The organism is Klebsiella sp. C349492, assembly GCF_042055345.1.
GTDB lineage: Bacteria > Pseudomonadota > Gammaproteobacteria > Enterobacterales > Enterobacteriaceae > Klebsiella > Klebsiella scottii.
Genome location: NZ_JANQCE010000004.1, coordinates 22,376 through 44,152, shown reverse-complemented (window position 1 = coordinate 44,152; position 21,777 = coordinate 22,376). Strand labels below are relative to the sequence as shown.

The following is a 21,777-nucleotide window of genomic DNA, read 5'->3' as shown; positions in this document are numbered from 1 at the left end:
CACCATTACTCTGTACGGCACTATTATCGCGAGGGGTTCTATGGCACGCTTTCTGATCTGTGGTTTTGCGCTGGTTTTGCTCTATCCATCCGGCATTGATATGTACCTGGTCGGTCTGCCGAGAATCGCGCAGGATCTGGGGGCCAGCGAGGCGCAGCTGCATATCGCGTTCTCGGTCTACCTGGCGGGTATGGCCACCGCAATGCTGTTTGCCGGGCGCATTGCCGATAAGTCCGGACGCAAACCGGTCGCCGTATTTGGTGCCTTTATCTTTATTCTGGCCTCCCTTCTTTGCTCGCTGGCGCATACCAGCACCCTTTTCCTGATCGGACGCTTTATTCAGGGTATCGGCGCCGGGAGCTGCTACGTGGTGGCCTTTGCGGTGCTGCGCGACACCCTCGATGACCGGCGGCGCGCCAAGGTACTATCGCTCCTCAACGGCATTACCTGCATTATCCCGGTGCTGGCTCCGGTACTGGGCCATCTGATTATGCTTAGGTACCCGTGGCAAAGCCTGTTCTACACCATGACCGGCATGGGCGTGATGGTCGGTCTGCTTTCGATCTTCGTGCTGCGGGAGACGCGGCCGACCGCGCTGCCAGGCGAGTCGGCTCAGCAACCTGCCGGCTCCGAGTCGCTGCTGAACCGCTTTTTCCTCAGCCGGGTAGTCATTACCACCCTCAGCGTAACCGCCATCCTGACCTACGTGAACGTCTCGCCGGTTCTGATGATGGAGGAGATGGGCTTCGACCGCGGCAAATATTCGATGGCGATGGCCCTCATGGCGCTGATTAGCATGGCCGTGTCGTTCTCCACGCCCTTTGCGCTCACCCTGTTTAAGCCGCGCACCCTGATGCTAACCTCGCAGGTGATATTCTTTATCGCCGGGGCGCTGCTCAGCCTCGCCACCAGCCAAACGGTGACCATGCTGGGCCTGGCGCTGATCTGCGCGGGCTTCTCCGTCGGCTTCGGCGTGGCAATGAGCCAGGCGCTGGGGCCGTTTACCCTGCGCGCCGGCGTCGCCAGCTCCGCGCTGGGTATCGCTCAGGTCTGCGGCTCTTCGCTATGGATTTGGCTGGCCGCTATCGTTGGCTTAAGCGCAATGAATATGCTGATCGGGATCCTCATTGGCTGTAGCATAGTCAGCATTGTGCTGATTGTGGCCGCTGCCCCCGCACGGGCCGCGCAAACTTATGAAGAAACCCCTGTCGAGTCTCGATCTTAATTTATTACTCTGCCTGCAGCTCTTAACCCAGGAGCTCAGCGTCACCCGCACGGCGAAACGAATGAACGTTTCGCCGTCGGCGGTGAGCAAGTCGCTGGCCAAACTCCGCGCCTGGTTCGACGATCCGCTATTCGTTAAAACGCCCCTCGGCCTGACGCCCACCCCGCTGATGACCAGCATGGAGCAGGATCTGGCGGACTGGATGCAGATGGGCAACCAGATCCTGGATAAGCCGCATCACGCCATGCCCAGCGGTCTGAAGTTCGAACTGGCGGCGGAAATGCCGCTCATGATGATCCTGTTTGATACCCTTGCCCGGCAGATCTACCAGCGCTATCCCCAGGCGCTGATCCGCCTGCGCAGCTGGGACTATGATTCGCTGGATGCCATTATTCGCGGCGAGGTTGATATTGGATTTTGCGGGCGGGAAACGCACCCGCGTTCACGCGAACAGCTGAGCCAGCTGCCGTGGTATATCGATTTTGAGGTGCTGTTTACCGATCTGCCGCAGGTGTGGCTGCGCGCGGATCATCCGGCCCTCAGCGAAGAGTGGAATCTGGAGACCTTTTTACGCTACCCGCATATCAATATCAGCTGGGAGCAGATCGATACCTGGGCGCTGGATGAGGTTCTGCACGATTTGGGACACAAGCGCACCGTCGCCCTGACCCTGCCTGGCTTTGAGCAATCGCTGTTTATGGCCGCTCAGCCGGATCACCACATGCTGGCGACGGCACCGCGCTACTGCCACCACTATAACCGCCAGCACCAGCTGCCGCTGGTGTCCCGCCCTCTCCCTCTGGAGCCCCAGCTGCTGGAAAAAGTCAGGGTGCCTTTCGTCCTGCTGTGGCATAAGCGCAACAGCTACAACCCAAAAATCGTCTGGCTCAGGGAAGCCCTGAAACGACTCTATACGGACCCGCTGTAGCGCTGTTATCCGTATCCCCCTCTCTTTGTTACGCAAGAATTTGTAAAATTCACATAATCCCCTTTTCAAGGGATGATTTCCGCATTAAAACCTATCAATTCCAGGCGATAATGTAATTCTCAATTTTTATCTCTGACCATTAATCACGGAGCGACGAATGGCAACGCATTTTGCAAGAGGGATACTGAGCGCAAGGGAGCCGCTATCGACACGCCTGTCGGCGGCCTGTCATCAAACCGCCCAAAGTTTGCCGGAGTACCGACAGACCCGCTACCGCGCATCGCGGTCGCTGCTCGCAGAGCTGCTGTTTATGCTGTACGGCATTAGCGAGCTCCCCGAAATCATCAGAGAAGCCGACGGCAGGCCCGTCTTTCGCGACCGCCATCTTCCCCGCTTTTCCATTTCGTATGCCGGAAATATCGTTGGCGTCACGCTGACAACGGAAGGCGACTGCGGCCTGGACATGGAGCTGCAGCACGCTTCGCGCGGCGTGCATCCGCTGCACGACGCCAATCGGTATGTTTTCAACAGCAACGAAAATCTATGGATTAACAACCAGCACGATCCTGATGAAGCACGCGCCCAGCTGGTCGCGCTGCGCCGCAGCGTCCTCAAGCTCACCGGCGAAGCGCCCGTGCGCCTGCAGCTGCTTCCAGGCTCAGGTCGGCTGCGTACCGCCAACATGCAGCCCATAGAGGCGCTCTGCGACGCCGAGACTGTGCTGGTCTGGTCCATCGCCGCCACTCCGGGTCTCGGCCAGCTTAAAGTCTGGGAGTACACGAGCAGCGACGGCTGGCGTAGCCTGCCGAACGCACAGGTACGCGCGAAAGAGCCCTCAGCCCGCCTGATGCGCTTTACCAGCCTGCCGGTGGAAAAAGCATTCTCCCTCAACTGACCGGTCCGTCCGGCCATCATGATGCAAAGGAGCAATCATGTCTGATACGTTGAAAGTTGTTACGTTACTCGGAAGTCTGCGCAAAGAGTCGTTTAATGGCATGGTCGCACGCACCCTGCCAGCTATCGCCCCTGCGGGCATGGCAATCTCGGCGCTGCCGTCGATTGGCGACATTCCGCTATACGATGCGGATCTCCAGCAGGAAGAGGGATTCCCACAAAGCGTGCAGGATATCGCGCGGCAGATTCGCGAAGCGGATGGCGTGGTCATCGTGACGCCGGAATATAACTACTCGGTTCCCGGCGGCCTGAAAAATGCGATTGACTGGCTATCTCGCCTGCCTGAACAGCCGCTCTCAGGTAAACCCGTATTGATCCAAACCAGCTCGATGGGCGCTATCGGCGGCGCGCGCTGCCAGTATCACCTGCGGCAGATTCTGGTGTTCCTCGACGCGATGGTGATGAACAAGCCTGAGTTTATGGGTGGGGTTATTCAGAACAAGGTGGACCCGCAGTCGGGAGTGGTGGTCGATCAAAGCACGCTCGATCATCTCAGCGGACAGCTGAGCGCCTTTGGCGATTATATTCAGCGCGTTAAAGCCTAAGTGACAGCCCTCTCCCTTTTGGGAGAGGGCTTCGTGCGGGCAAATCAGTGGGCGTCGATAAACACAATTTTCAGCACGAACAGCAGTGATACGATGATTACGCACGGGCTGAGGTCGCGCAGGCGGCCGGTACCAATCTTCATCACGCAGTAGGAGATAAAGCCGAGGGCGATACCTTCGGTGATAGAGAAGCTAAACGGCATCATGACCGCGGTAATGAACGCCGGTACCGCTTCCGTCAGATCGTCCCACTTCACGCGCGACAGGCTGGATGTCATCAGCACGCCGACGTAGATTAACGCGCCAGCGGCAGCGTAGGCTGGCACCATTCCCGCCAGCGGCGACAGGAAAATAACCAGCAGGAACAGAATGCCGACAACGACCGCCGTCAGGCCGGTACGTCCGCCGACGGAGACGCCGGAGGAGGATTCGATATAGGCCGTGACCGACGAGGTGCCGATAAAGGAACCCGCTACGGAGGAGATACTGTCCACAAACAGCGCCTGCTTCATGCGCGGGAATTTACCTTTCTCATCAGCAAGGCCGGCTTTATCCGTCACCCCAATCAAGGTGCCGGAGGAGTCAAACAGGTTTACCAGCATAAAGGAGAAGATAACGCCGGCCAGGCCAAGATTAAACGAACCGGCTAAATCGACATGACCCACAACCGTCATCACGCTCGGCGGCGCAGAAACAATGCCGGTGTAGTGAACATCACCCAGCATCCAGCCCAGCAGCGTTGTCACCACGATAGAAACCAGTACCGCCGCATGGATGTTACGCGACGCCAGAATGGCGATGATAAAGAAGCCAAGGATCCCCAGCAGCACGCTGTGGGACGTCAGGTTACCGATGCTGACCAGCGTGTCCTGGTTGGCAACAATTACGCCCGCATTTTTCAGCCCCATCATACCGATGAACAGGCCAATCCCGCTGGTGATCCCCACGCGCAGGCTTACCGGAATATTGGCAATCATCCAGTAGCGTACGCGGAAAATCGTCAGCAGCAGCAGGCCAACGGCCCCCCAGAAAATAGCCCCCATCCCCACCTGCCACGGCAGGCCCATTGCCTGAACCACCACAAAAGCAAAGAAGGCGTTGAGGCCCATTGCCGGTGCCAGGGCGACTGGCAGGTTAGCAAACAGCCCCATCATAATACTGCCGAATGCCGCGATCAGACAGGTCGTCACAAACACAGCGCTGGTATCCATACCCGCCACGCCGAGAATTTGTGGGTTAACGAAAACAATGTAGACCATCGTCAGGAAGGTGGTGAAACCTGCGATCGCTTCGGTGCGTGCCGTCGTGCCATGTTCACGCAGCTTGAACACGCGCTCCAGCAGACCCTGGCCAGAAGACTGGCTGGTTTGTTGTTGACTCATTATCGGTTTCCGAACAAAGGAGGGAAAATTCGAGGCTATCCTATACCAAAATGCGACACCTGGTGCAGTTGTGTGTTAATTTTTTTTCATTGCTTTTGCTTATACGGCAACGATTGCGTCCCGCAAATCGGCATTACGAAAACGTTAAACTTGTTAAAATGGAAACAGCATGTCCCAAATAGAAGCCCTGTTTTTCGACTGTGACGGCACGCTGGTCGACAGTGAAGTGATCTGTTCCCGCGCCTATGTTCACATGTTCAAAGAGTTCGGCATTACGCTGGATTTAGAAGAGATCTTTAAGCGCTTCAAAGGCGTAAAACTCTACGAGATCATCGATACCATAAATGAGGAGTACGGCGTCAGCCTGCAAAAGGCGACGCTTGAACCGGTCTATCGCGACGAGGTGGCGCGCCTGTTTGATTCAGAGCTGGAGGCTATCGCCGGCGCTGAAGCCCTGCTGGATGCGGTGACGGTTCCCCTGTGCGTGGTCTCGAACGGCCCGGTCAGCAAAATGCAGCACTCGCTCGGCAGAACCGGCATGTTGCACCATTTCCCCGACAGGCTGTACAGCGGCTACGATATTCAACGCTGGAAGCCCGATCCGGCGCTGATGTTCCACGCGGCGAAGGCCATGAACGTTAACGTCGAAAACTGCATTCTGATTGATGACTCCAGCGCCGGCGCCCGGTCGGGAATTGATGCCGGAATGGAGGTGTTCTACTTCTGCGCCGATCCGCATAACCTGCCGATCGTGCATCCGAAAGTGACGATGTTTACCGATTTGGCGCAGCTTCCGGCGCTGTGGAAAGCGCGGGGCTGGGAAATTACCCGCTAAGCTCCGGCATCGCTGCGCTCGGCCGGGCCTGGGTTGCGCAATCCTGTCACCCCGGCCAGCGTCGCGCGGCCGGGGAACGGTCGTTTACTCTTTCGGATCTTTACCCGCCAGCAGCTTGTCCAGCTCGTCGCCGCCAACGTGGCGGAAGTCCTGGCCTTTAACGAAGTAGAAAATATATTCGCAGATGTTCTGGCAGCGGTCGCCGATGCGCTCAATAGAGCGGGCGCAGAACAGGGCGGTCAGCACGCTAGGAATCGTACGTGAATCTTCCATCATATAAGTCATCAGCTGACGCACGATGCCCTCATACTCCTGATCCACTTTCTTATCTTCACGATAGATACGCACGGCTTCGTCCAGATCCATTCGCGCAAAGGCGTCCAGCACATCATGCAGCATCTGCACGGTGTGACGGCCGAGAGACTCCAGGCTCACCAGCAGCGGCTGATGCTGCTGGGAAAACTTCTCCAGCGCCGTGCGGCAAATTTTATCCGCGACATCACCGATACGTTCCAGCTCGGCGATGGTTTTGATAATCGCCATCACCAGGCGCAGGTCGCTGGCGGTAGGCTGACGTTTGGCGATGATGCGCACGCAGGCTTCATCAATGGCCACTTCCATCATATTGACCTGCTTATCACCATCGATAACGCGCTTTGCCAGCTCGCTGTCCTGGTTGTGCATCGCGGTGATCGCATCAGAAAGCTGCTGCTCCACCAGCCCACCCATCGTCATCACCTGGGTGCGGATATACTCCAGTTCAGCGTTGAACTGGCCGGAAATATGTTTATTAAGATTTAGGTTATCCATCGTTCCTCCAGATGCCCAAAAGATTTCTGGCCATAGCGAGGCGGCAACAGCGCAAATCCCCGGGTGCGTAGATATACAGCTACGTAACCGGGGTGAGCAAAGGCAGCCAGCGCGGGTACAGCCTGAAAGCTGAGGAGCATATCAACCGTAGCGGCCGGTAATGTAATCTTCAGTTTGCTTCTTAGCGGGCTTCGTAAACAGATCGTCCGTGTTGCTGAATTCAATCAGCTCGCCAAGATACATAAATGCCGTATGGTCAGAACAACGCGCAGCCTGCTGCATGTTGTGAGTAACGATAACGACGGTGTAGTCCTGCTTCAGCTCGGTGATCAGCTCTTCAATGCGCCCGGTCGAAATCGGGTCCAGCGCGGAGCACGGTTCATCAAGCAACAGCACTTCCGGGCGAATCGCGATACCGCGCGCAATGCACAAACGCTGCTGCTGACCGCCGGAGAGAGAGTAGCCGCTCTGATGCAGCTTATCTTTGGTTTCGTTCCATAATGCGGCCTTGGTCAGCGCCCACTGCACGCGTTCATCCATATCGGTGCGCGACAGCTTTTCAAACAGACGAACGCCAAAGGCGATATTGTCATAAATCGACATCGGGAACGGCGTCGGCTTCTGGAAGACCATTCCGACCTTGGCACGCAGCAGGGCGATGTCCTGGGTGTTGGTCAGAATATTATCGCCATCCAGCAAAATTTCGCCTTCCGCACGCTGCTCCGGATACAGCTCAAACATTTTGTTGAACGTACGCAGCAGGGTCGACTTACCGCAGCCTGACGGGCCGATAAACGCCGTAACCTGGTTTTTAGTAATATCCAGGTTGATGTTTTTCAGGGCATGGAATTTTCCGTAGTAGAAGTTCAGGTTACGAACTGAAAGTTTACCCGGGATAGCATTCACCATACTCATCAATCTCTTCCTCATTCGGCGCCGCGTTTCGCCGCGCCGCAAAAAATTAACCGTGTTTATTCTTCGCGAAAACCACGCGCGCCAGAACGTTCAGCAGCAGTACGCACAGGGTGATAATCAATACCCCGGCCCATGCCAGTTGCTGCCACTCCGCAAACGGACTCATGGCAAATTTGAAAATCGTTACCGGCAGGTTGGCGATCGGCTGCATCATGTCGGTACTCCAGAACTGGTTGGAGAGCGCGGTAAACAGCAGCGGTGCCGTCTCCCCGGCGATACGCGCGATAGCCAGCAGGATGCCCGTCATAATGCCGGAAACCGAGGCTTTCAGGGTGATCGCGGAAATCATTCTCCATTTCGGCGTACCCAGCGCGTAGGCCGCTTCACGCAGGCTGTCCGGCACCAGCTTCAGCATATTCTCCGTGGTACGAATCACGATAGGCACCTGCAGCAGCGCCAGGGCAATAACTCCTGCCCAGCCGGAAAAGTGCTGCATCTGCGCAACCACGATGGTGTAAACGAACAGGCCAACCACGATAGAAGGAGCGGAGAGCAGGATATCGTTAATAAAACGAATCACTTCCGCTAGCGCGGATTTACGGCCATATTCCGCCAGATAAATCCCCGCCAAAATGCCCAGCGGCGTGCCGAAGATCGTTGACCACAGGATCAGCAGGCCGCTGCCCGCGAGGGCGTTAGCCAGGCCGCCGCCAGCGGTGTTCGGCGGCGGAGTCATTTCGGTAAACAGCGCCAGGCTCATGCCGTCAATGCCTCGGGTCACGGTGGCCATCAGGATCCAGATAAGCCAGAACAGACCGAATACCATTGTCCCCATAGAGAGGCCCAGCGCGATCCGGTTTTTCAGGCGCCGCTTAGCCTGCATTTTACGGCGGGATTCCGCCAGCTCAGCGGTGGTTTGTAGTTCAATCGTCGCCATTAGCGTGCTCCCTCATTCTTCGCCAGGCGCATCACCATGAACTTAGATGCAGCCAGAACAATAAAGGTAATAACGAACAGAATCAGCCCCAGCTCCATCAGCGCGGCGACGTGCAGGCCAGACTCGGCTTCGGCAAACTCATTCGCCAGCGCAGAGGTGATACTGTTGCCTGGCATATACAGCGAAGCGCTATCCAGCTGGTAGGTGTTACCGATAATAAAGGTCACCGCCATGGTTTCCCCCAGCGCACGCCCCAGGCCGAGCATCACGCCGCCTATCACCCCGTTGCGGGTAAAGGGCAGCACAATGCGCCAGATAACCTCCCAGGTGGTGCAGCCGATGCCGTAGGCGGACTCTTTCATCATCACCGGCGTCTGCTCAAACACATCGCGCATAACCGCTGCGATATAAGGGATGATCATGATGGCCAGAATGACGCCGGCCGCCAGAATACCGATACCAAACGCCGGTCCCGCAAACAGGGCGCCAACGAAAGGAATTGTCGACATGATGTTGCCGACCGGCTCCTGGAAGTAGGTCGCGAACAGCGGCGCAAAGATAAACAGACCCCACATGCCGTAAACGATACTCGGGATAGCCGCCAGAAGTTCGATCGCAATACCGAGAGGACGCTTAAGCCAGGCAGGGGAGAGTTCGGTCAGGAACAGCGCAATACCGAAGCTCACAGGAACGGCGATCAGCAGCGCAATAAATGAGGTAACCAGCGTACCGTAGATCGGAACCAGCGCCCCGAAGACTTCGTTCGGCGCATCCCACTCTTTAGTCCACAAAAAGGAAAAACCAAACTTTTGAATGCTTGGCCACGAAGAGATAATCAGGGAAACGATGATGCCGCCCAGCATCAATAGCACAATCAGCGCCGCCAGTTTGACCAGCACGCCGAAAAATATGTCACCCTTTTTCCCCGGAGGGTTGAATGCCGGCTTGGTTGCAGCCATAGGTTACTCTTTAAGTTCGGGTCCGAAAGGCCGCTATATTACTGACCTGTTAGACAAAGGTAATGCTATACCCAAAATAATTCGCGCCGCAGCAAGATGGCCTGCAGCGCGAAGTATAACAAGTATTAGTACAGCGCTTTACCGCTGCTGTCTTTCACGTTGGTTTTCCATGCAGCGCGAACCTGCTCAACCACGCTTTCCGGCAGCGTTGCGTAATCCAGTGCGTTAGCTTCTTTACCGCCGTTTTTATATGCCCAGTCGAAGAACTTCAGCACTTCAGCCGTCTGCTCAGGCTTGCTGGAAGCTTTGTGTACCAGGATGAAGGTGGTTGAGGTGATCGGCCATGCATTTTCACCTTTCTGGTTAGTCAGGTCCTGTGCAAAGGACTTGCTCCAGTCGATACCTTTCGCGGCGTTAGCGAAGTTATCTTCCGTTGGGCTAACCGGCTTGCCGTCAGCAGACAGCAGTTTGGTGTAGGCGAGGTTGTTTTGTTTCGCATAGGCGTATTCAACGTAGCCAATTGAACCCGGCAGACGCTGAACGAAAGCGGCGATACCGTCGTTACCTTTACCGCCCAGACCGGTCGGCCAGTTAACGGTAGAGCCTGCGCCGATTTTGGATTTCCACTCTTCGTTCACTTTCGCCAGGTAGCTGGTGAAGACGAAGGAAGTACCGGAGCCATCAGCGCGACGAACTACGGCAATATTCTGTGCCGGCAGCTTCTTGCCTGGGTTGAGTTTGGCAATCGCTTCGTCATCCCATTTCTTAATTTTGCCCAGGTAGATATCACCCAGCGTTTTACCATCCAGCACCAGCTCGCCGGACTTCAGGCCTGGCAGGTTAACGGCCAGCACCACGCCGCCGATAACGGTTGGGAACTGGAACAGACCTTCCTGAGCCAGCTTGTCATCAGCCAGAGGAGCATCAGAAGCACCGAAATCAACGGTGTTGGCAATAATCTGTTTTACACCACCGGAAGAGCCGATGCCCTGGTAGTTCACTTTATTGCCGGTCTCTTTCTGATAAGTATCAGCCCATTTGGCATACACCGGCGCAGGGAAAGTTGCGCCTGCGCCTGTCAGACTTGCTGCTGCAAATGCAGAAAAAGCGCTCATAGATAAGGTCGCGGCGACAACTGTTGCGACGGTGGTACGCATAACGTTCATAATGTCTCCTGCTGGATTCGTAAATCGTTGTTTCGAGGCTATGGTGAGCAAAATAGGACAAAGAGGTGACAGTAAAATGTACGAATTATTACAGTTTTATGACAATGAATTATGCGCAGAATAATGGTAAATAAAATCCATTTTAATCATTTAGTTAATCACAATAATGACAATGAGTTTACGGAAAAATTTTCTTTTTATGACAGGCAAATTTAGCGCTAAAGCGGGTCAGTTGTCATAAAAGCCAGGGGACGCGCCTTTTTACTTCATGCGGAAAAAGCGACCAGCGAACCGACAAAAAAGGCCGCCATCCGGCAGCCATTCATGCTTATTTAACCGCCATTCAAAGCGGGTCCGCGCTTTTCCGTCCGCAGACGGCAGGGGAAAAAAAATCCGGGGAGCTTCATCAGCCCCACCGGATGTTTTAACTGACTCGCGAGTTGCGAAAGCGCATCGCTTCAGCAAATTCGCCTTACTCTACGGTAACCGATTTTGCGAGGTTACGCGGCTGGTCAACGTCGGTGCCTTTAATCAGCGCGACGTGATAGGCCAGCAGCTGCAGCGGGACGGTGTAGAAGATTGGCGCAATCACCTCTTCAACATGCGGCATCTGGATGATGTGCATATTATCGCTGCTGTTAAAGCCAGCATCCCCATCGGCAAAGACGTACAGCTGGCCGCCGCGGGCGCGAACTTCTTCGATGTTGGATTTGAGCTTCTCCAGCAGTTCGTTGTTCGGTGCGACAACAATAACCGGCATCTCGGCGTCAATCAGGGCCAGAGGACCATGCTTCAGCTCGCCTGCAGCGTAGGCTTCCGCGTGGATATAAGAGATCTCTTTCAGCTTCAGCGCCCCTTCAAGAGCAATAGGATACTGATCGCCACGGCCGAGGAACAGCGCGTGGTGCTTATCAGAGAAACTTTCCGCCAGCGCTTCAATACGCTTGTCCTGCGACAGCATCTGCTCGATTCGGCTCGGTAACGCCTGCAGACCATGCACGATATCGTGCTCAATCGCCGCATCCTGGCCCTTCAGGCGCGCCAGTTTCGCCACCAGCATCAGCAGCACGGTCAGCTGAGTGGTGAAGGCTTTGGTGGAAGCCACGCCGATTTCGGTGCCCGCTTTGGTCATCAGCGAAAGATCGGACTCGCGAACCAGCGATGAGCCTGGCACGTTGCAAATAGCCAGAGATCCAAGATATCCCAGCTCTTTCGACAGGCGCAGGGCGGCCAGCGTATCCGCCGTTTCGCCGGACTGGGAAAGAGTGATCATCAGGCTGTTGCGGCGTACTGCCGATTTGCGATAGCGGAATTCAGAGGCGATTTCGACATCGCACGGCACGCCGGCCAGCGCTTCAAACCAGTAGCGAGAAACCATCCCGGAGTTATACGAAGTGCCGCAGGCGACAATCTGAATATGCTCAACCTGAGACAGCATCTCGTTGGCGTTGGCGCCCAGTTCGCTCAGATCGACTTCTCCGTGGCTAATCCGCCCGGTCAGGGTGTTCTTGATAGCGTTCGGCTGCTCGTAGATCTCTTTTTGCATGTAGTGGCGGTAGATGCCCTTATCGCCCGCGTCGTATTGCAGGTTGGATTCGATGTCCGGGCGTTTAACCTCCGCGCCTGACTTATCAAATACCACCACCGAGCGGCGGGAGACTTCCGCAATATCGCCCTCTTCGAGGAAGATAAAGCGGCGGGTCACCGGCAGCAGCGCCAGCTGATCGGAGGCGATGAAGTTCTCCCCCATCCCCAGACCAATAACCAGCGGGCTGCCTGAACGAGCGGCCAGCAGGGTGCCCGGATCGCGGGTATCCATGATGACGGTACCGTAGGCGCCGCGCAGCTGTGGGATGGCGCGCAGAACGGCTTCCCGCAGGGTTCCGCCCTGCTCCAGCTCCCAGTGCACCAGGTGAGCAATCACTTCCGTATCAGTCTCTGATACAAAAATATAGCCACGCGACTGCAGCAGCTCGCGCAGCGGTTCATGGTTTTCGATGATGCCGTTGTGGACCACCACAATATGTTCAGAAACATGCGGATGCGCATTGCTCTCTGACGGTTCGCCGTGGGTCGCCCAGCGGGTATGGGCAATCCCCGTACCGCCGTGCAACGGCTGTTCTTCTACCGCCTGAGCCAGCATCTGTACTTTACCGAGCCGACGAACGCGGGACATGTGTCCTTCGTTATCAACCACTGCCAGACCGGCAGAGTCATAGCCACGGTATTCCAGACGACGTAAACCTTCGAGAAGGATTTCAGCAATATCACGCTGCGCGACTGCGCCAACAATTCCACACATAGTTAAATTTCCTGATAATGGCGTTATGCCATGCGTTGTCGCTGACCTGTGTTTACCCAACGCATTTACGTTGGATAATGCCCTTTCCGGGCGCCCCGAGCCTTGTAGAGAGTGGGGTTATTTTTATGGTTACTGCTATGGGGGGAGGATTATTTTATCCTCTCACCCCGGCCCTCATCCCGGAAGGATGAGGGTAAATGACCTACTTTTTCTTCACCGGACGCTGCCAGCCCTGCTTATGGACCTGCGGCACGCGGCTTAATACTAATTCATTATCAGCAATATCGCGGGTAACCGTGGTGCCGGCGGCGATCGTCACGCCGTTGCCAACGGTTACGGGCGCCACCAGCTGGCTATCCGACCCGACAAACACGTCGTTGCCGATAACGGTTTTAAATTTATTGGCGCCGTCATAGTTACAGGTGATGGTACCTGCACCGATATTCACGTTATCGCCGATTTCCGCATCACCCAGATAGGAGAGATGCCCCGCCTTCGAGCCTTTGCCCAGACGCGCTTTTTTCATTTCGACAAAGTTGCCGACGTGCGCGCCTTCCAGCAGCTCCGCCCCTGGGCGCAGACGAGCGAAAGGTCCGATGGTGCAGGCTGCCTGCAGATGGGCATCCTCCACCACGGAGTACGGGCTGATTTCACAGTCATCACCGATGGTGCTGTTTTTAATCACGCAGCCGGCGCCAATTTTCACCCGTTCGCCCAGTACCACGTTCCCTTCAAGGATAACGTTAGTATCAATCTCAACATCGCGCCCATGCGCCAGCGTGCCGCGGAGATCAAAACGCGCCGGATCGCGCAGCATAACGCCCGCCAGCAGCAGTTTTTCCGCCTGTTCAGACTGATAGACGCGCTCGAGGCGGGATAGCTGCAGGCGGTTGTTGACGCCTTCAACTTCGCTTAAACGCTGAGGGTGGACGGCGACGATTTCCCGGCCTTCCTGATACGCCATCGCGATAATATCGGTAATGTAGTATTCGCCCTGGACGTTGTTATTCGTCAGCTTCGCCAGCCAGCGTTTTAAATCCGCGCCGCCGGCGATCAGGATCCCGGTGTTGATTTCCTGAATTTGACGCTGCGCTTCGCTGGCATCTTTATGCTCAACAATGCCGCTAACCCGGCCGTTATCACGCGTAATGCGCCCATAGCCGCTCGGATCGTCCAGCTTCACCGTCAGCAGGCCAATGCCGCCCTGCGGTTTGGCGGCGCGCAGGCGCTGCAGGGTATCGACGGAGATCAGCGGGACGTCGCCGTACAGCATCATGATATCTTCATCATCGGCGAAGAATGGCGCCGCCTGCTGCATCGCATGGCCGGTACCCAGCTGTTCCGCCTGCAGAACCCAATTAAGATTGTCTTCATGCAGCGCCTGACGCAGCAGATCGCCGCCGTGCCCGTACACAAGGTGTACGGAAGAAGCGCCTAAATCTTTAGTCGCATCAATAACATGTTGCACCATTGGCTTCCCAGCCAAGGAGTGCAGCACCTTGGGAAGATCGGAATACATGCGGGTCCCTTTGCCTGCGGCAAGGACAACCACGCTCATCGCACTGTTTGACATACGCATCCTGACAGCTGTTAGAACGAAAAGTAAAAGCCTTTCACGTTGAAATTACTACATATTTTTCATCATGAAACGAGACGAGGATAAAACGCTCAGGCTCAACGCTATACACCATTTTATGGCGCTATTTTTAGTCACTGCAAATCAGTTTATCTCCGAAAAAACCTGATAAGAGAGATGAATATCTGCTATCCCACTGCTTTTCCTGTTTTTTCGACGCCTGAATAAAGCGAAAACACAAAATGAAACACGATTTTAATATTCATTTATTGTGACGCGGTAAATAGAAACACCGTTTCATTCCGATGATAATGCTGCTCATTATTTACTCTGGAGAAAGAAATGAATAAAAAAATCCCTTTGGCATTAGCCCTTTGTAGCTCAATTATCGCATTGCCGCTGCACGCTGGCGAGGCTCATGTCTGGCGAGGTATCGCTTTTGGTCAATCAACCGATGTGAATTTCTCCTCCAACGTACTGCCGGAAAAAATCGGGGTTAATGACGTCACCATCGCAGGCAAAAAGCTGACTCCCCAGGATACCGCCGATCTCAGCGCCCCCGTAACCATCGAGAGTCGGGGAGGCAAGATCGCGAATTCACATGATGGCCTGACCTTCTTTTATACCACGCTGCCGGTTAGCCAAAATTTTATCCTGCAGGCAACGGTAACGGTGGATCAGTTCGGCCCGGAGAACGGCGCCCGTCCGGCAGCGCAGGAAGGCGCGGGACTGCTGGTTCGTGATGTTATCGGTCTGCCACGCCAGCAGCCTTTAAAGGTGGGCTATGAAGAGTTTCCGGCAGCATCGAATATGCTAATGAACGCGATCATGACGCAGGATAAAAAAGATCATGCGCATATAAAACTGCAGGCCATCAGTCGTGAAGGGATCGTCCAGCCCTGGGGAAATGCCGGCTCTTCTATCACCAGGCAGAGCTATAAAGAAAATATCGATCTCCGGCAAACGCCAACCTTTCAGCTTAAGCTGGAACGCACCAACGACGGTTTTATCACCTCATGGGCGCCGACGGGCAGCAGCGCATGGGTAAGCGAGAAGGTTGCCCATAGCGACACGATCGCGCAGCAGGATAAAGACCATTACTACGTCGGCTTTTTCGCCTCGCGTAATGCCAAAATCACCGTCAGCAACGCCTCGCTTACCACTTCTGCAGCCAATACGCAGGCCTCCCCGCCCTATATTGCGAAAACCTGGCCGGTCGTAATGCAGATAGCCTCTGGCGCCACAAGCCAAAGCGCGGAGTACATTCTGCAGGCGCGGGCTAACTATGACGGGCGCTTTACCGTCCGCCAGGACGAAGTCATCATCGGCAAGGACATAGCCGTCAAAGCCGGGGAGATGTTTACTCAACCCGCCACGCTCAAAGACAGGAACACCTTCGAGGTTCAGTTTACTCCGGCCACCAGCGGCAAGCCGGTAGCGCAAACGCTAACGGTTGAACGCAGCGCCGGCGTAGAAGGCCGTACCCTGTACGTCTCTGCGCAAGGGCAGGCGAATGCTAACGGAACGGCAGACGCTCCGCTCACTCTCTCCCGCGCCGTGGAGTTACTGCCCGCTGGCGGTACGCTTATCTTAGCCGCCGGAGACTATCCGCAAACGCAGATCCCGCTCAGCGCCAGCGGGCTCAAAGGGCAAAACAAGACGCTGCAGGCCGACGGAAAGGCGGTTATCCACGGCCTGCAGCTTGACGCCAGCTACTGGCATATCAAGGGAATTACCATCACCGATAAAAGCCTGCGCGTGCAGGGTAGCTATAATCTGATTGAGAACGTCACCGCTTATCGCAACGATGATACCGGGATTCAAATTTCCTCTCCGCCAGACGTGGGGCGCCCGCTGTGGGCCAGCTATAATCGGGTGGTCAATTCCGAATCGTTCAGTAATGAAGATCCGGGCAAGATTAACGCCGATGGTTTTGCGGTAAAAATGCGGGTGGGTGAGGGAAACCGGCTCGAAGGCTGCTACTCCTACGATAATATCGACGACGGATTTGACCTGTTCAACAAGATTGAAGATGGCGCCAATGGCGTTGTGGTGATCGAGAATTCAATTGCCCGTAATAACACCAGCAATGGTTTTAAGCTGGGTGGGGAAGGGCAGCCGGTGGCGCATGAAGTGCGCAACAGCATTGCGATTGGCAATCATCTGGACGGTTTTACGGATAACTTCAACCCCGGCAGGCTGGTGGTGGTCAATAACGTGGCGGTGGATAATCAGCGCTTTAACTACATCTTCCGCGCCAGCCCGTACGGTAAACCCGAGACTCAAGGGACGTTTAGCGACAATATCTCCCTGCGCAGCCAGCCAGGAAAATACGATGATGCCGTGGTCGGGAATATTGACGACAGCAACTATTTTATCCACGACGGTAAGAGCATCAACGCCCAGGGAAAGAGTATTAATAGCGACGATTACCAAACGCTGGCGCTACCGGACCCGATGCTGCGTAATGCAGACGGCCGTTTTAATACCGGTCATTTCCTCAGCCGTAGCCAACCTCGTTCCTGAAGCGAGCCCAAAAATACAAAGGTCGCCCGCGGGCGACCTTTTACTTTCTTTCCTGCTTCACACCGCATGTGTTGTCGTTTTAGTTAGCGGTACAGCGTAAAAGCAGGCCGGAGAGCGTACTTTTTAGTGGTTGAATGTACCGAAGGTAACGTTCATAGCACTGAAGAAGGCGATGATTTTATTGAGCAGTTTCATGATGACTTCCTGGATAGAGATGCGTTTTGATAAGTTATTTTTTGTGATATACATCACAAAAAGAAGTCTACGCCTCATTTTTTAAGCGATCAATAAAAATGAGACTTTCATCACAAAATTTTTAAAATGTCTTTTTAGTTTTGAAATTACTGAAACGAGAGCATAAAAAAAGCCAGCCTGGAAACCAGACTGGCCTTTAACTTTCAAGCCGGTGTTACATCGCTTTTTTGGTCAATTCGATAACGCGCAGTTTGGCGATCGCTTTGGCCAGTTCCGCAGACGCCTGAGCGTAATCTACGTCGCCGTGAGAGCTGTTAATGTGCTCTTCCGCTTTACGCTTCGATTCCAGGGCTCGTGCTTCGTCGAGATCCTGGCCACGAATTGCCGTATCAGCCAGTACGGTCACGCTGCCAGGCTGCACTTCAAGAATGCCGCCGGACAGATAGATAAACTCTTCATGACCGTGCTGTTTAACGATGCGAATCATACCAGGCTTAATGGCGGTGAGCAGCGGGGCGTGACCCGGGAAAATACCCAGTTCACCTTCACTACCCGTTACCTGGATTTTCTCGACCAGACCAGAGAACATTTGCTTCTCTGCGCTGACGACGTCCAGGTGGTAAGTCATTGCCATATCACCCTCCGATTAAGGCGTTAAAGTTTTTTGGCTTTTTCCACGGCTTCGTCGATGGAACCAACCATGTAGAACGCCTGCTCCGGCAGGTGATCGTATTCGCCTTCCATGATGCCTTTAAAGCCACGGATGGTGTCTTTCAGGGAGACATATTTGCCCGGAGAACCGGTAAATACTTCTGCCACGAAGAACGGCTGGGACAGGAAGCGCTGGATCTTACGCGCGCGAGCTACCACCAGTTTATCTTCTTCAGACAGCTCATCCATACCGAGGATGGCGATGATGTCTTTCAGTTCCTGATAACGTTGCAGCAGAGACTGTACGCCACGCGCGGTGTCGTAGTGTTCCTGACCAACAACCAGCGGATCCAGCTGACGGCTGGTGGAGTCCAGCGGGTCAACGGCCGGGTAGATACCCAGAGACGCGATCTGACGGCTCAGTACCACGGTTGCATCTAAGTGAGCAAAGGTGGTGGCTGGGGATGGGTCAGTTAAGTCATCCGCAGGTACGTATACTGCCTGTACGGAAGTGATAGAACCGGTTTTGGTGGAGGTGATACGTTCCTGCAGAACGCCCATCTCTTCCGCCAGAGTCGGCTGATAACCTACCGCTGAAGGCATACGGCCCAGCAGTGCGGATACTTCCGTACCGGCCAGGGTATAACGATAGATGTTATCGACGAACAGCAGTACGTCACGACCTTCGTCACGGAATTTCTCAGCCATGGTCAGACCGGTCAGCGCAACGCGCAGACGGTTTCCCGGCGGCTCGTTCATCTGGCCGTAAACCAGGGATACTTTATCCAGAACGTTGGAGTCAGTCATCTCGTGGTAGAAGTCGTTCCCCTCACGAGTACGTTCACCTACGCCCGCAAACACGGAGTAACCGGAGTGCTCGATCGCGATATTACGGATCAGCTCCATCATGTTTACGGTTTTACCCACGCCCGCACCGCCGAACAGACCGACTTTACCGCCCTTAGCGAACGGACACATCAGGTCGATTACTTTGATGCCGGTTTCCAGCAGTTCCTGAGAGCTGGAGAGCTCTTCGTAGGAAGGTGCCGCGCGGTGGATAGCCCAACGGTCTTCTTCACCGATGTCGCCTTTCATATCGATCGGCTGACCCAGCACGTTCATGATACGACCCAGCGTTGCTTTACCAACCGGGACTTCGATCGGGTGCTCGAGATCTTTAACTTCCAGACCACGACGCAGACCGTCGGAAGAACCCATGGCGATAGCACGTACGATACCACCGCCGAGCTGCTGCTGAACTTCCAGCACCAGACTCTCGTTACCATTTTGTACCTCAAGAGCATCGTACACGCGCGGTACGGCATCCTGAGGGAATTCGACGTCAACCACGGCGCCGATTACCTGGACAATTTTTCCAGTAGCCATCTTGAATCCTCTACGAATTAACCTGGTTATACCGCGGATGCACCACCGACGATTTCGGTGAGTTCCTGAGTAATGCTGGCCTGACGAGCTTTGTTGTATACCAACTGCAGCTCTTTAATCAGGCTGCCGCCATTATCGGTAGCGGCTTTCATCGCCACCATACGTGCGGCCTGCTCGCTGGCCAGGTTTTCTACCACGCCCTGATAAACCTGAGACTCAACGTAGCGACGCAGGAGGGTATCCAGCAGCGCTTTTGGATCTGGCTCATACAGGTAATCCCAGGATTTACGCTTCAGATCAGCATCGTCTGACGCCGGTAGCGGCAGCAGCTGAGTAATGGTCGGAGCCTGAGACATGGTATTAATAAATTTGTTGCTGACAACGTACAGCTTGTCCAGACGGCCTTCATCATAGGCCTGCAACATCACTTTTACCGGACCGATCAGTTCGGACAGGGACGGGTTATCACCCATGCCGGTCACCTGAGCGACAATATTGCCGCCTACGGAATTAAAGAAAGAAACGCCTTTAGAGCCGATCATTGCGATATCGCACTGAACGCCTTTATCGGACCAGACTTTCATATCCGCCAGCAGCTTTTTGAACAGGTTAATGTTCAAGCCACCGCACAGACCACGGTCGGTCGACACCACCAGGTAGCCTACGCGCTTAACGTCGCGTTCTTCCAGGTAAGGGTGCTTATATTCCAGATTACCGTTCGCAAGGTGACCAATCACTTTGCGCATGGTTTCTGCATAAGGACGGCTGGCCGCCATGCGATCCTGCGATTTACGCATTTTGGAAGCGGCGACCATTTCCATCGCTTTAGTGATCTTCTGCGTGTTCTGGACGCTTGCGATCTTACTACGTATCTCTTTTGCGCCGGCCATGAACTTCTCCTCAATGCCGTGCGGCTTGCCCTAAGACAAGCCGCCAGACTTTACCAGGACTGGGTTGCTTTGAAGGAGTCGAGGATGCCTTTCAGCTTGCCTTCGATCTCGTCGTTATAGCCACCGGTCTGGTTAATCTCTTGCATCAGCGGAGCGTGGTCACGGTCAACGTAAGCCAGCAGAGCGGCTTCGAAGCTACCGATTTTCGCCAGTTCCACATCTTCGAGGTAACCGCGTTCAGCAGCAAACAGGACTAAGCCCTGCTGTGCTACAGACATCGGCGCATACTGTTTCTGTTTCAGCAGCTCGGTTACTTTCTGACCATGGCTCAGCTGTTTACGGGTTGCTTCATCCAGATCGGATGCGAACTGAGAGAACGCAGCCAGTTCACGATACTGTGCCAGAGCGGTACGAATACCACCGGACAGTTTCTTGATGATCTTGGTCTGAGCAGCACCACCAACACGGGATACGGAGATACCCGGGTTGACCGCCGGACGAATACCGGAGTTAAACAGGTTGGTTTCCAGGAAGATCTGACCATCGGTAATGGAAATTACGTTAGTCGGAACGAATGCGGAAACGTCACCAGCCTGCGTTTCGATAATCGGCAGCGCGGTCAGGGAACCCGTTTTACCTTTCACTTCACCTTTGGTGAAGTTCTCAACGTATTCAGCGTTAACGCGGGATGCGCGCTCCAGCAGACGGGAGTGGAGGTAGAACACGTCGCCCGGGAATGCTTCACGTCCTGGCGGACGGCGGAGCAGCAGGGACACCTGACGGTAAGCAACGGCCTGTTTAGACAGGTCATCGTATACGATCAGCGCATCTTCGCCGCGGTCGCGGAAGTATTCGCCCATTGCGCAACCGGCATACGGAGCCAGGTACTGCAGCGCTGCGGATTCAGAAGCGGTCGCCACAACAACGATGGTGTTGGACAGCGCGCCGTGTTCTTCCAGTTTACGTACCACGTTAGAGATGGTGGACGCTTTCTGGCCGATAGCCACGTAGACGCACTTAATACCGGAATCACGCTGGTTGATGATCGCATCGATTGCCATCGCGGTTTTACCGGTCTGACGGTCACCGATGATCAGCTCACGCTGGCCACGGCCGATTGGGATCATGGCATCGACGGATTTATAACCGGTCTGTACCGGCTGGTCGACGGACTGACGTTCGATTACGCCCGGTGCGATAACTTCGATTGGCGAGAAGCCATCGTGTTCAACCGGACCTTTACCGTCAATGGGTGCACCCAGGGTGTTCACCACGCGGCCCAGCAGGCCACGACCGACAGGAACTTCCAGGATACGGCCAGTACATTTAACCTTCATGCCTTCGGCCAGGTCAGCGTACGGACCCATCACCACCGCACCTACGGAGTCGCGCTCCAGGTTCAGTGCGATAGCGAAACGGTTACCCGGCAGGGAGATCATCTCGCCCTGCATACAATCGGCCAGGCCGTGGATGCGGATAACACCGTCACTGACGGAAACGATAGTACCTTCGTTGTGAGCCTCGCTCACAACATTGAACTGAGCAATGCGCTGCTTGATCAGTTCGCTGATTTCGGTGGAATTCAGTTGCATGCT

The 21,777-nt window shown here is 55.0% G+C and carries 18 protein-coding genes; 6 read left to right on the top strand and 12 right to left on the bottom strand.

Features of this window, described 5'->3' with window-relative positions:
- The first annotated feature begins 40 nt into the window (after positions 1-40).
- From NWP14_RS15550 to NWP14_RS15535, 4 genes are all read left to right on the top strand, one after another.
- On the top strand, positions 41-1,225 hold the full coding sequence (locus NWP14_RS15550; protein WP_375215618.1) for an MFS transporter: 1,185 nt from the start codon (positions 41-43) through the stop codon (positions 1,223-1,225).
- Positions 1,194-2,153, top strand: a complete 960-nt coding sequence (gene yidZ / locus NWP14_RS15545) for an HTH-type transcriptional regulator YidZ (protein WP_331835006.1) — start codon at positions 1,194-1,196, stop codon at positions 2,151-2,153. The genes NWP14_RS15550 and yidZ overlap by 32 nt, the downstream gene beginning before the upstream one ends.
- A 157-nt stretch (positions 2,154-2,310) precedes the next feature.
- Positions 2,311-3,048, top strand: a complete 738-nt coding sequence (locus NWP14_RS15540) for a 4'-phosphopantetheinyl transferase superfamily protein (protein ID WP_095102368.1) — start codon at positions 2,311-2,313, stop codon at positions 3,046-3,048.
- 37 nt (positions 3,049-3,085) lie between these two features.
- Positions 3,086-3,652, top strand: coding sequence for an NADPH-dependent FMN reductase (locus NWP14_RS15535; protein ID WP_331835005.1), 567 nt, complete (start codon positions 3,086-3,088; stop codon positions 3,650-3,652).
- Positions 3,653-3,696: 44 nt separating this feature from the next.
- On the opposite strand, the gene adeP is transcribed toward NWP14_RS15535, so the two are convergent.
- Positions 3,697-5,034 carry an adenine permease AdeP gene (gene adeP / locus NWP14_RS15530; RefSeq protein WP_095102362.1) on the bottom strand — a complete coding sequence of 446 codons (1,338 nt, stop codon included), beginning with the start codon at positions 5,032-5,034 and terminating at the stop codon, positions 3,697-3,699.
- Between the two features lie 169 nt (positions 5,035-5,203).
- On the opposite strand from adeP, the gene yieH reads away from it, so the two are divergent.
- Positions 5,204-5,869, top strand: coding sequence for a 6-phosphogluconate phosphatase (yieH, locus tag NWP14_RS15525; protein ID WP_331835004.1), 666 nt, complete (start codon positions 5,204-5,206; stop codon positions 5,867-5,869).
- 84 nt (positions 5,870-5,953) lie between these two features.
- Here the strand turns inward: yieH and phoU are convergent, their stop codons facing one another.
- From phoU to glmU, 7 genes are all read right to left on the bottom strand, one after another.
- Positions 5,954-6,679: a phosphate signaling complex protein PhoU gene (phoU, locus tag NWP14_RS15520; RefSeq protein WP_004107251.1), complete on the bottom strand. Its 726-nt coding sequence runs from the start codon at positions 6,677-6,679 to the stop codon at positions 5,954-5,956.
- Between the two features lie 141 nt (positions 6,680-6,820).
- The gene (gene pstB / locus NWP14_RS15515) at positions 6,821-7,594 is read right to left on the bottom strand and encodes a phosphate ABC transporter ATP-binding protein PstB (protein ID WP_095102353.1); all 774 of its coding nucleotides are present in this window, start codon (positions 7,592-7,594) and stop codon (positions 6,821-6,823) included.
- 46 nt (positions 7,595-7,640) lie between these two features.
- Positions 7,641-8,531 (bottom strand): phosphate ABC transporter permease PstA, encoded by an 891-nt coding sequence (pstA, locus tag NWP14_RS15510; RefSeq protein WP_095102351.1) that lies wholly within the window; start codon positions 8,529-8,531, stop codon positions 7,641-7,643.
- Positions 8,531-9,490, bottom strand: a complete 960-nt coding sequence (gene pstC / locus NWP14_RS15505; protein ID WP_095102349.1) for a phosphate ABC transporter permease PstC — start codon at positions 9,488-9,490, stop codon at positions 8,531-8,533. The genes pstA and pstC overlap by 1 nt, the downstream gene beginning before the upstream one ends.
- A gap of 125 nt (positions 9,491-9,615) precedes the next feature.
- Positions 9,616-10,656, bottom strand: a complete 1,041-nt coding sequence (gene pstS / locus NWP14_RS15500) for a phosphate ABC transporter substrate-binding protein PstS (protein WP_095102348.1) — start codon at positions 10,654-10,656, stop codon at positions 9,616-9,618.
- A gap of 472 nt (positions 10,657-11,128) precedes the next feature.
- A complete protein-coding gene (gene glmS, locus NWP14_RS15495; RefSeq protein WP_095102346.1) occupies positions 11,129-12,958 on the bottom strand; it encodes a glutamine--fructose-6-phosphate transaminase (isomerizing) in 1,830 nt (609 codons plus the stop codon).
- Between the two features lie 202 nt (positions 12,959-13,160).
- Positions 13,161-14,531: a bifunctional UDP-N-acetylglucosamine diphosphorylase/glucosamine-1-phosphate N-acetyltransferase GlmU gene (glmU, locus tag NWP14_RS15490; RefSeq protein ID WP_375215617.1), complete on the bottom strand. Its 1,371-nt coding sequence runs from the start codon at positions 14,529-14,531 to the stop codon at positions 13,161-13,163.
- A gap of 345 nt (positions 14,532-14,876) precedes the next feature.
- Here glmU and NWP14_RS15485 point away from each other — a divergent pair, with 345 nt between their 5' ends.
- Complete coding sequence (locus NWP14_RS15485; protein ID WP_375215616.1) at positions 14,877-17,060, top strand: right-handed parallel beta-helix repeat-containing protein; 2,184 nt, start codon at positions 14,877-14,879, stop codon at positions 17,058-17,060.
- A gap of 409 nt (positions 17,061-17,469) precedes the next feature.
- Here NWP14_RS15485 and NWP14_RS15480 read toward each other — a convergent pair whose 3' ends face one another.
- Genes NWP14_RS15480 through atpA form a run of 4 tightly spaced genes read right to left on the bottom strand, consistent with a single transcriptional unit; the run spans position 17,470 to position 21,774 of the window.
- The gene (locus NWP14_RS15480; protein WP_041143353.1) at positions 17,470-17,889 is read right to left on the bottom strand and encodes a F0F1 ATP synthase subunit epsilon; all 420 of its coding nucleotides are present in this window, start codon (positions 17,887-17,889) and stop codon (positions 17,470-17,472) included.
- A 20-nt stretch (positions 17,890-17,909) separates the two neighbouring features.
- Positions 17,910-19,292 (bottom strand): F0F1 ATP synthase subunit beta, encoded by a 1,383-nt coding sequence (gene atpD, locus NWP14_RS15475; RefSeq protein WP_041143354.1) that lies wholly within the window; start codon positions 19,290-19,292, stop codon positions 17,910-17,912.
- 26 nt (positions 19,293-19,318) lie between these two features.
- Entirely contained in the window at positions 19,319-20,182 is an 864-nt protein-coding gene (gene atpG / locus NWP14_RS15470; RefSeq protein WP_041143355.1) for a F0F1 ATP synthase subunit gamma, read from the bottom strand.
- A 50-nt stretch (positions 20,183-20,232) separates the two neighbouring features.
- Positions 20,233-21,774: a F0F1 ATP synthase subunit alpha gene (gene atpA, locus NWP14_RS15465; protein ID WP_041143356.1), complete on the bottom strand. Its 1,542-nt coding sequence runs from the start codon at positions 21,772-21,774 to the stop codon at positions 20,233-20,235.
- Positions 21,775-21,777: the final 3 nt, after the last annotated feature.

Bases quoted from the DNA above. Each gene is read 5' to 3' on its own strand.
- glmS (WP_095102346.1), bottom strand. From the start codon at position 12,958: ATGTGTGGAATTGTTGGCGCAGTCGCGCAGCGTGATATTGCTGAAATC.
- NWP14_RS15540 (WP_095102368.1), top strand. From the start codon at position 2,311: ATGGCAACGCATTTTGCAAGAGGGATACTGAGCGCAAGGGAGCCGCTA.
- NWP14_RS15480 (WP_041143353.1), bottom strand. From the start codon at position 17,889: ATGGCAATGACTTACCACCTGGACGTCGTCAGCGCAGAGAAGCAAATG.
- pstC (WP_095102349.1), bottom strand. From the start codon at position 9,490: ATGGCTGCAACCAAGCCGGCATTCAACCCTCCGGGGAAAAAGGGTGAC.
- NWP14_RS15485 (WP_375215616.1), top strand. From the start codon at position 14,877: ATGAATAAAAAAATCCCTTTGGCATTAGCCCTTTGTAGCTCAATTATC.
- yidZ (WP_331835006.1), top strand. From the start codon at position 1,194: ATGAAGAAACCCCTGTCGAGTCTCGATCTTAATTTATTACTCTGCCTG.
- atpD (WP_041143354.1), bottom strand. From the start codon at position 19,292: ATGGCTACTGGAAAAATTGTCCAGGTAATCGGCGCCGTGGTTGACGTC.
- adeP (WP_095102362.1), bottom strand. From the start codon at position 5,034: ATGAGTCAACAACAAACCAGCCAGTCTTCTGGCCAGGGTCTGCTGGAG.
- pstA (WP_095102351.1), bottom strand. From the start codon at position 8,531: ATGGCGACGATTGAACTACAAACCACCGCTGAGCTGGCGGAATCCCGC.
- pstB (WP_095102353.1), bottom strand. From the start codon at position 7,594: ATGAGTATGGTGAATGCTATCCCGGGTAAACTTTCAGTTCGTAACCTG.
- atpA (WP_041143356.1), bottom strand. From the start codon at position 21,774: ATGCAACTGAATTCCACCGAAATCAGCGAACTGATCAAGCAGCGCATT.
- phoU (WP_004107251.1), bottom strand. From the start codon at position 6,679: ATGGATAACCTAAATCTTAATAAACATATTTCCGGCCAGTTCAACGCT.
- glmU (WP_375215617.1), bottom strand. From the start codon at position 14,531: ATGTCAAACAGTGCGATGAGCGTGGTTGTCCTTGCCGCAGGCAAAGGG.
- NWP14_RS15535 (WP_331835005.1), top strand. From the start codon at position 3,086: ATGTCTGATACGTTGAAAGTTGTTACGTTACTCGGAAGTCTGCGCAAA.
- atpG (WP_041143355.1), bottom strand. From the start codon at position 20,182: ATGGCCGGCGCAAAAGAGATACGTAGTAAGATCGCAAGCGTCCAGAAC.
- pstS (WP_095102348.1), bottom strand. From the start codon at position 10,656: ATGAACGTTATGCGTACCACCGTCGCAACAGTTGTCGCCGCGACCTTA.
- yieH (WP_331835004.1), top strand. From the start codon at position 5,204: ATGTCCCAAATAGAAGCCCTGTTTTTCGACTGTGACGGCACGCTGGTC.
- NWP14_RS15550 (WP_375215618.1), top strand. From the start codon at position 41: ATGGCACGCTTTCTGATCTGTGGTTTTGCGCTGGTTTTGCTCTATCCA.